We start from the raw sequence: 9,520 nt of genomic DNA on the forward strand, positions 1-9,520 counted from the left end.
TGTTTTCAGTTGCCGGCTTTTTTGATGATATTGCGCGCCATTCCTCGAAAAATGAATAAGTGGAAGGGCCAGGATAATCCCCAGTAAAATCTTCCCCAGACACCTTTGGGACGGAAGGTGGCCGTTTGAATCAGGCTATTTTGTTCTGGTTTTTCAACGACCTTAAATTCGAGCCAAGCTTCTCCGGGAAGCTTCATCTCAGCATACAGAAGCAAACGTTTTTTGTCGCCGTTTGCGAGCAGAACGCGCCAAAAATCAAGAGCATCTCCGTTCTTTATTTCAGTCGGACTGGTACGTCCGCGTCGAAGTCCAATCCCTCCGGAAAGCTTATCGAGGTATCCACGAATTCTCCAGAGCCACGTGCCATAGTACCAACCGTTTTGCCCTCCAATCGCCCAAATTACTTTTGTAACTTCTTCTATTGGTTTATGAAATGAAACTACTTGCTTGTTTCGATAGCACCCATATTCCGGAACATCAATCTGGTCAGAATAGTCGGTGTCGAATTCACTGGAACTTAGTGCGTCTTTCCAGCTCGAATAAACTTGGTTTTGCCTGATTCTTTTGAATGCTGCTTCAACGGCTTCTTTGTAATTTAGCGGCTCAATATTCAATAATTTTGGCAACGAGTTCTCTTTGGCAATAACTTCAACCTTTAAACTATTTACCAGGTTTATAGCCAATTTATACGAGGTGGATGTGATAAAAAATAACCAATACGATGACAAGCGGGGAGTCATGATGGGCAAGGCGATTACTTTTCGTTTCAATTGTCGGATTTCTGCATATTGCAATAGCATGTCTTTATAGGTTAAAATATCTTTGCCTCCTATATCAAAACTTTTGTTAAAACAAGCTTGGTTGTCCATAACCCCAATTAAAAACTTCAAAACATCGCGAATCCCAATGGGGTGAGATTTGGTTAAAACCCATCGAGGGGTGATCATTATCGGGAGTTTCTCAACGATATCTCTGATTATTTCAAACGAAGCGCTGCCTGAACCGATAATGATTCCGGCGTTTAGTGTCGTTAGTTGATAGTCCCCTTTCGAAAGCTCTTTTTCAACATTAAGTCGAGACCGCAAATGCTTTGACAGGTATTTGTCATTCGAAATACCACCAAGATAGATCACTTGTCGCACGTTAGTTTGAGTAAGCAGTTTTCTGAAATTGGCGGCTGCCTGGAGTTCCATATCTTCAAAATCACCATCGTTTGAAGCCATCGAGTGAATGAGATAATATGCAATTTCAATGTCTGGAGGAAAGCGTTGATGAGAGTCGGTTTTGAGAAAGTCAATTTCAATGAGTTTGACCTGAGGGTGATGCTGCCATTTTTCTTCCACCCGTTCGAGGTTGCGAACACAGCAATAAACATCATGCCCATTTTCAACCAATAAAGGAAGTATGCGCTTTCCAACGTATCCGGTAATTCCGGTTAGTAGTAGTTTCATTTCGTTTTCAGCTTAGGTATATTCAGACTAGTAAATTAGCATTATAAACGTATACCTCAAAATCCCGTGTTTTGTTTTGAGATATTTGAAATTTTAGTGCATTATAAAAGTTCGCTATGCGATTCTGTTTACAATGAATAAGTAGTTTCAGCCAATAATTAATCAGCTGTTTTTGCACATGGTCTGAATGGTATTTGCTAACTTGTGCAATAAATATTTCTCTAATTATGACAAGATTCTTTCGTTTAGTAAGATTTCTCTCTCAAATCTGCAGCAGCATGCTTGTTTTGCTTATCGTATTGGCTTCCTGTAATCGTCCGGAAATTAGTTCAGTAAATCCAATGCATTGGGAACAGCGGCAAGCGAAAATTAATTCTTCGGATAGTTTAGATTATGGAAGTTCTTACCTTTCTGTTTATTCGGAAATATATAGTCTGACTGAAAAACGAACCTACAATTTGACTGCGACAATTAGTATTCGAAATATTAGTTTTGAGGATTCAATTTACATTCTACGATCAGATTATTACAATACCGCCGGCGATTTAATTCGTACTTATTTCAATAGCCCAATCTTTTTGAAACCCTTGGAGACGATTGAAATTGTAGTCGATGAACGAGATGAACATGGAGGTACTGGAGCCAATTTTATTTTCGATTGGGCGGTTAAACCAGGTACGCACGAGCCCTTTTTCGAGGCGGTTATGATTTCTACTTCCGGACAGCAGGGAATCTCATTTACAACTTCAGGAGTAAAGCGATAATTTCAGCACCCCGTTCTTTTAGTCAAGCAGGAGTAGCCGAAAGATTTGTTCTGCTTTATCAGCAAGTAATTCGGGAGCTTTGCGTAAACTTTCATCTAGCGAAATGGGACCGTGAGGAATGGCAAAAATTGACGTGAAACCTTCATCATATAGCTCGCGGTAGCCATCGCCTAAAAAACCGGCAATACCGATGCATCTTTTCTGATGTTTTTTAGCCAACTGAGCAACGCCCCAGGGGGTCTTTCCCTGCTTGGTTTGAGCATCCATTTTCCCTTCTCCGGTAATTACTATATCCGCTTTTTGTATGGCCTCTTCCAGCTTGGTTTGCTCTTTTACAATGTCAAATCCGGTTTGAAGTTTGGCTCCACAAAAGGCGACCAATCCTGCTCCCAGTCCTCCGGCAGCGCCACCTCCCGGGATTTTTAAAACCTCCTTTTGCAGATCAGTTTTAATAATTTCGGCTAAATGTGTCAGATTTCTGTCCAGTTCGTTAATCATTTCAACTGAAGCCCCTTTTTGAGGTCCGTAAATGGCCGATGCTCCGTTAAGCCCCGTCAACGGATTGTTTACATCGCAGGCCGTTAATATTTCGGTGTCTTTTATTTGAAAGAAAATATTCGACGAATCGATCTTTACCAGCTGGTTAAGATGGCCTCCACCTTCAGTAATTTCTTGTCCTTTGTCATTCCGAAAACGGTAGCCCAGAGCTTTGGCCATTCCGGTTCCTCCATCGTTGGTAGCACTTCCGCCAATACCGATAATCAGTTTTCTACAACCTTTTTCCATGGCATCTTTCATCAACTGCCCGGTGCCAAAAGTGGAACTAGTAAGCGGATTGCGTTCTTCAGGGGATAAATGCTCAATTCCTGAAGCTGCAGCCATCTCGATTACCGCAGTTCGCTGGTCATTTAAAATACCATAAAAACCCTGAACCTCTCTTCCCAATGGATCTAAAACAGGGAGGTTTATCTTTTGGCCACCTAAGGCTGAAAGCATGGTTTGCACAAAACCTTCGCCGCCATCGGCCAGTGGAATGTGTGTTATTTGTGCTGTTGGATCAACCCTAAAAATACCGGTTGCAAAATGCTTGGCTACATCAATGGCGTTCAGGCAGTCTTTAAACGAATCGGGGCAAATGAGTACTTTCATTACGAGGGATTTTTATGACTATTAAAGAGAAACGATAAAGTTAAGTGATGAATCTGGTGATTAACCACATGCTTTGATAAGGTTTCAATTCCAGCTCTTCGGTTGAATGAAGTGTGCGTGTAATTAAGTCGCGACTAAATTCCATCAAACCCGGAGGAAGTGAAAGCTGTTGCGTTTGGGCGGTCAGGTTGAATAGACAAACCACTGATTTTTCCATTTGGTCAGCTTTTCGCAAAATGGCAAACACCGAATCGCCTAGTTCGAGCACCAATTGCTGCGTATTGGGCGAGAAGGCCTCTAGGTTTCTTCGAATTCCGGTGCGATGGATCAATTCTTTCAAAATTGCTTTGTATCTTGAGTTGCCTTTCAGCATACCTTTCAATTCCTCGTTTGTGAACTTACGCCGATTGATGGAGCGGTTGACGCCTGTGCGAGTCAGCCCTTCGTTGTCATTTTCAATTCCCAGAAGATTCAGGAAATAAAAGGCCGGCACTCCCTGTAATGAAAGCATGATGGTTTGAGACTGCAGGAATCGTTCATTCTGGAATTCATCTTCACCATTCTTAGTTCCTTTCAAGGCATCATAAAAAGTGACATTGATTTCGTACGGAACATGCTTATCTCCGAGCTGACGGGTAGTTACTCTGGCTCCAAAGTCTTTTAACTTTTCAACCATCTTCATTTTTTCGTCATCGGGCATTACTCCTTCCAAGGGACGAACTCCAATGCCATCGTGTGAAGATGTGAAGTTCAGGTATGTCATACCCTTTTGCGGGTCGTTGAGTTCTTTTGCCCATCGGGTAAGGTAACCTCCATTTCCGGTATGTAGTGCATGTAAAATGAGCGGGGGAAGAGCAAACTGGTAGATCAGGTGTGCTTCATCTCCTAGCCCGAAATAAGTAATGTTTTCGCGGTGCGGAACATTGGTTTCTGTTAGCAATAATGCGCCCGGATAGCAATAATCCATGATTTCGCGAAACAAGGATACAATTTCGTGGGTTTCCTGTTCGTGCATGCTTTCCAGTCCACTTGCTTTCCACAAAAAAGCAATAGCATCAAGCCGGATAACCCGAATTCCTTTAGACAAATAGAAAAGAAATACGTTGAGCATTTCTTTCAACACTTCCGGATTCGCATAATTCAAATCGACTTGGTCAGCACTAAAGGTTGTCCATACTCTCTTTGGGCCATCTACCGTATCATAAGTTGATAGAAGTGGCGAGCTTCGCGGGCGAATAACTTTCGAGGTGTCGAAATCCTCTGGTGGAACAAAGAAATAATTCTTGCCCGGTTCTTCCTGGTTCAGGAATTGCTTGAACCAAACGCCTTTGCTGCTGGCATGATTGGCGACTAAATCGGCCATCAGCAAAAAATCTTTCTCCAGTGCTTCAATGTTACTCCAGTCTCCCAATTCAGGATTTATCTTGTAAAAGTCCATCACCGAAAATCCATCGTCACTGCTATACGGAAAAAATGGAAGAATGTGTATGGTAGAAATGCATCCACGAAAATGCTCGTTGGCAAACTTTCGCAAGGTTTCAAGCGGAGCTTCTCCTTTCTGTTTTACTACGTCGCCATAAGTAATCAGTACCACTTTACGCTCATCCCAAAGCGGACGCTGTTTTGGGGTTGGATTCTTTCTCTCTTCAACGAATTGCAAAAATTCTTCAATCCACTCTTCTGATAAAGTCTTCCGATAAATTCGGTTTAGCCTGTTAATCAGCTTCGTTCTCAATCGTATATGCATATATCTTACATCTTATTATCTTGCTCTACTGCATCATTAAAAATATCTAACACATCCGGAATGGCATCCAACACTCGTTTCCACGATGGGATAAACGGAATCAGGTTGGGGTTGTCAAGGTATTCAACTCCGGCACGATAAATGTTTGCCGCAAAAATATCAACTGTTTGTTCTTCTTTATGGCGATCCATTGCAAGCCCGTTAATCGAAGCATCGGCTGCGTATTGTTCGACCATGTCGAGTGCCATTCGCAGATAAGTAGCTTTTACGGTGCGAAAAATACCTTTGCTAAAAACAGAGCCCTGAGTAGCTAATTTGGCATAAATACTACGGGCAATATCGAAACTCATTTTCGAAAGTCCGGAGCTCGGATCGTCGTGCGATTCAGGTTGATGTTTATGATCGTATCCATCGGCAATCTCAACCTGGCAGATCCGGTTGATGGCGTTGTTTCGCTGAACTTCAGAAAGAATTCCTACTTCAAGCCCCCAATCCGAAGGGATGCGAACTGTTTTCATAATATCAGCCCGCATCGAAAATTCGCCAGCCAGAATGTAGCGGAAATGATCCAGAAAGTCGAGATAGTCATTCGCGGGGAACACTTTTTTCAGCGATCGAATCAATGGGGTGACCATCAGCCGAGTAACGCGGCCATTCAATTTGATGCCATCTGAACGGAAATAATACCCCTTACAAAATTTATAGTTGAATTTTGGATCTGCAACCGGATAAAACAACCGAGCGAGCATATCGCGCGAGTAGGTAATCACGTCGGCATCGTGCAGCGCAATGGCTTCCGAACGGCCTGAGGCAATCATGTACCCAAAACAAAACCATACATTTCGACCTTTACCCGGATCGCCGGTGTATATTTTATTTTCTTCAAATAACTTTTGAATAGCTTTCATTCGCGGGCCATCGTTCCAAATTACTCGGCAACGCCTTTGTTCTGTGCTCAATTCCTTAAAATACTCCTTAGCGTGCAAGTATTGCTCCTTAGTAGCACGGTCAAGACCAATGGTTATTTCATTAATATAGGGAACATCTTTCAGGATATTGACAATATTTTTCAGAGCTGGCTGCTCCAACTCGGAGTATAGTGAAGGAATGATTAAACCCATCTTCCTTCGTCTCGAGAACTTCATCAATTTCGCTTCCAGATACTCTAATGTTGAATAGTTCAAATTGTGAAGTGTTGTAATTCCTCCATTCTGATGAAAATCTCCCATAGTGTTGTGTTTTTAGTTTTAGTTTTTTCGTTCCCAAAAGTTATAAAATATCTTTTAGTTGTTCGAGTGAAGTGATAACATAATCGGGTTGTGTTTTTGATGCTTGTTCGTGATCTTTTCGTAGGCGGTATGCACGCATGTCGCCCGCAAAAAAGCAGGTTTTAAATCCTACTTGCGATGAAGCATATATATCTTTTAACATGTCGTTGCCAACATACAGAACATCTTGTGGTTTTAGACCACGCTTTTTAAGTGGTTCAACTAACTCTTCATAAATTAGAGGGTCGGGTTTTCCTTTTAATATTTTGTAACTGAAAACTGACAAGTCTTTTTCAAAGCCATCGATGAATTCGTCGGTTTTTACTCTGCCATACAAAAAATAATTCATGATAATTGGCGTATAGAATTGGGCATTAGAAACAATGCCAAGCGGATAACCTTTTGTTTTTAGATCGTCGAGTGTTTCTTTCAACCCCGGCATTGGCCATACCTGGTTGCTCTTCAACTCAAATAAAAAAGTAAACAGCCTGATATTAGAAAAATCAGAGGACTTAATTAGACCATCAGCTTCAGCTTTTTTCAAGGTGCTGTCCCAAATTTCAACCAAATTCAATTCGGGAAAAGGTGTACCACTGTCTTTGGCGATTTGTTTCTCAAGCAGTATTACTTTTTCAAATATGCCATGAATTGCCATTAATTTATTTTCAGGAACTAGAATTTTGTACCCTGAATTACTTAATGCTTCGCTAAACATTGAGGCATCGTATGAATCCTGCATGATATCGCCAGACGCCGATATAATTAAAGTGCCATAAATATCAAAAATGACAGCTTTTATGTTTTCAGCCTTTTTATAATTTGCTTGCGCATCAGTTGGGCGGATGGCAATCGGTTCAATCTTCTGTAAAAACGGCAGGAGTTTGTCTGTAAACATGAATTGCAATTTTGAGATTTCGTTAAAAAAACTGATAGAGATTAGCAAGATAGATTCTAATGTCCGTAATTACAACGTTTCGTCAGTGTATCAGTTCATAATTTTACAAATGGATAAAGTTACATGCTGGTTTCAATGTCAATTTTTCGAGATGTCAGGAGTAACTGCGAGAAATTATCATTTTGCACGTATGGTTCGATTTTTAGTTTTCAGATTTACAAAAAGCATAGTAACGCTTATTTTGATCCAATTGATCGGTTTGCAAACTGCGAAAGAAAAATGGATTTCATTATTTGGGCGTTGCCTAATTCTGACTAGGAACGAGATGCTGTTTAAATTAACTTTAAATCAGAGGAACTCGCTTTGATAACATATTTAAACCATGCAAATTCGGCTATTTTTGCAACGGTTTATTTCTAAAATAATAATAACACTATCCTAAAAATTAATAACATGACCATTAGCGCATTACAAAAAGCAAGGGCAGAATACCAGCCTAAACTTCCAAAGTCTTTAAAAGGTTCTGTAAAAATTGTTGAAGGTGCAGTAACTGAATCTGTCGCTGACCAGGACGAAATAAAGAAACTATTCCCGAATACTTATGGAATGCCAATCTTAATTTTTGAAGAAGGAGCGGCTGCGGCATCTGCTGCCGTTAACGTTGGTGTGATTCTTTCAGGAGGGCAGGCTCCGGGGGGACACAACGTTATTTCCGGTATTTTTGATGGAATTAAAAAGTTGAACCCAGACAGTAAGTTGTATGGCTTCCTTGGTGGTCCGGGAGGATTAGTTGATCATGATTATAAAGAAATTACTGCAGACTTTCTTGAAGGGTACCGAAATACCGGAGGTTTTGATATCATCGGTTCGGGCCGTACCAAGTTGGAAGAAGAAGCACAATTCGACAAAGGTCTTGAAATTCTAAAAGAACTCGATATTAAAGCACTGGTAATTATCGGTGGTGATGACAGTAATACAAACGCCTGCGTATTGGCCGAATACTATGCTGCTAAAAATGCGGGAGTGCAGGTTGTCGGTTGCCCAAAGACGATTGATGGTGACTTGAAAAACGAAATGATTGAAACATCTTTCGGATTTGATACCGCAGTAAAAGTTTATTCAGAGTTGATTGGTAATATCCAACGCGATGCCAACTCAGCTAAAAAATACTGGCACTTCATCAAATTAATGGGGCGTTCAGCATCACACATTGGTTTGGAAGCTGCTTTGCAAACACAACCAAATATTACATTGATTTCGGAAGAAGTTGCTGAGAAAAAGCAAACCCTTGATGAAATTGTGGAATACATGGCTGGCGTTATTAGCAAGCGTGCTGACGATGGCAATAATTTTGGTGTTGCCCTGATTCCAGAGGGATTGATTGAATTCATTCCTGAAATGAAAACGTTAATTGCTGAGTTGAATGACTTGCTGGCTGAAGGCTCTGCAGTTGAGCAGGAATTCAAAATGATGAAAAAAAGCCATCGCCTGGAGTGGTTGGCAACGCAGTTAACTCCAGAATCTTCAGCTGTATTTCAATCATTACCTACTGGAATAGCAAATCAGCTGACTTTAGATCGTGACCCGCACGGAAACGTTCAGGTTTCGTTGATTGAGACTGAAAAATTATTGGGTGAAATGGTTAAAACAAAATTAGATTCCATGAAATCCAGCGGAGAATTTAAAGGAAAATTTGGGACACAATATCACTTCTTTGGATATGAAGGACGTTGTGCTGCACCATCAAACTTCGATGCTGATTATTGCTACTCGTTGGGGTACACTGCTTCAGTATTGATTGGTTCAGGAAAAACCGGTTATATGTCGAGCGTGAGAAATACAACTGCTCCTGCTGATGAATGGATCGCTGGCGGAGTTCCGGTAACTCAAATGATGAACATGGAGAAACGCCACGGTCATATGAAGCCGGTAATTCAAAAAGCATTGGTCGAATTGGATGGGGCTCCTTACAAGTATCTTGTTGCAAATCGTGAAAAGTGGGCGATTGAAACCAGCTATTTATATCCGGGACCAATTCAATATTGGGGACCAACTGAAGTTTGTGATTTGACAACTGTTACGTTGCAACTTGAGCAAAAAGGAAAATAGTTCTTCATTGAATTAGCAATACTTCGGTTAAAACTTAGTTATTTATCTGATTGTCAGCAAAATAACCATTATTTATTAGTTTAAAACCGCAGGAATCTGTATCTTTAAAGTATTAATTACCAGTTAATTACTTTAAT

The 9,520-nt window shown here is 40.9% G+C and carries 7 protein-coding genes; 2 read left to right on the plus strand and 5 right to left on the minus strand.

Translation table 11 applies throughout. The annotated features are described in order from the left end of the window. Positions 1-5: 5 nt before the first annotated feature. Positions 6-1,451: an SDR family oxidoreductase gene (locus tag GR929_RS12645; RefSeq protein ID WP_159520341.1), complete on the minus strand. Its 1,446-nt coding sequence runs from the start codon at positions 1,449-1,451 to the stop codon at positions 6-8. A 278-nt stretch (positions 1,452-1,729) separates the two neighbouring features. On the opposite strand from GR929_RS12645, the gene GR929_RS12650 reads away from it, so the two are divergent. After that, positions 1,730-2,215: a DUF3124 domain-containing protein gene (locus GR929_RS12650; protein ID WP_159520343.1), complete on the plus strand. Its 486-nt coding sequence runs from the start codon at positions 1,730-1,732 to the stop codon at positions 2,213-2,215. 18 nt (positions 2,216-2,233) lie between these two features. Here GR929_RS12650 and GR929_RS12655 read toward each other — a convergent pair whose 3' ends face one another. The 4 genes from GR929_RS12655 to GR929_RS12670 are packed head-to-tail and all read right to left on the minus strand — an operon-like array spanning position 2,234 to position 7,274. Further along, on the minus strand, positions 2,234-3,364 hold the full coding sequence (locus GR929_RS12655; protein WP_159520345.1) for a glycerate kinase: 1,131 nt from the start codon (positions 3,362-3,364) through the stop codon (positions 2,234-2,236). Positions 3,365-3,404: 40 nt separating this feature from the next. After that, entirely contained in the window at positions 3,405-5,111 is a 1,707-nt protein-coding gene (locus GR929_RS12660) for a sugar phosphorylase (RefSeq protein ID WP_159520347.1), read from the minus strand. Positions 5,112-5,116: 5 nt separating this feature from the next. After that, positions 5,117-6,340: a glycosyltransferase family protein gene (locus tag GR929_RS12665; RefSeq protein ID WP_159520349.1), complete on the minus strand. Its 1,224-nt coding sequence runs from the start codon at positions 6,338-6,340 to the stop codon at positions 5,117-5,119. 40 nt (positions 6,341-6,380) lie between these two features. After that, a complete protein-coding gene (locus GR929_RS12670; protein ID WP_159520351.1) occupies positions 6,381-7,274 on the minus strand; it encodes an HAD family hydrolase in 894 nt (297 codons plus the stop codon). 453 nt (positions 7,275-7,727) lie between these two features. On the opposite strand from GR929_RS12670, the gene GR929_RS12675 reads away from it, so the two are divergent. Beyond that, positions 7,728-9,383 (plus strand): diphosphate--fructose-6-phosphate 1-phosphotransferase, encoded by a 1,656-nt coding sequence (locus GR929_RS12675; protein WP_159520353.1) that lies wholly within the window; start codon positions 7,728-7,730, stop codon positions 9,381-9,383. The last annotated feature ends 137 nt before the right edge of the window (positions 9,384-9,520 follow it).

It is taken from the genome of Sunxiuqinia indica, from assembly GCF_009847015.1.
GTDB classification, from domain to species: Bacteria; Bacteroidota; Bacteroidia; order Bacteroidales; family Prolixibacteraceae; genus Sunxiuqinia; species Sunxiuqinia indica.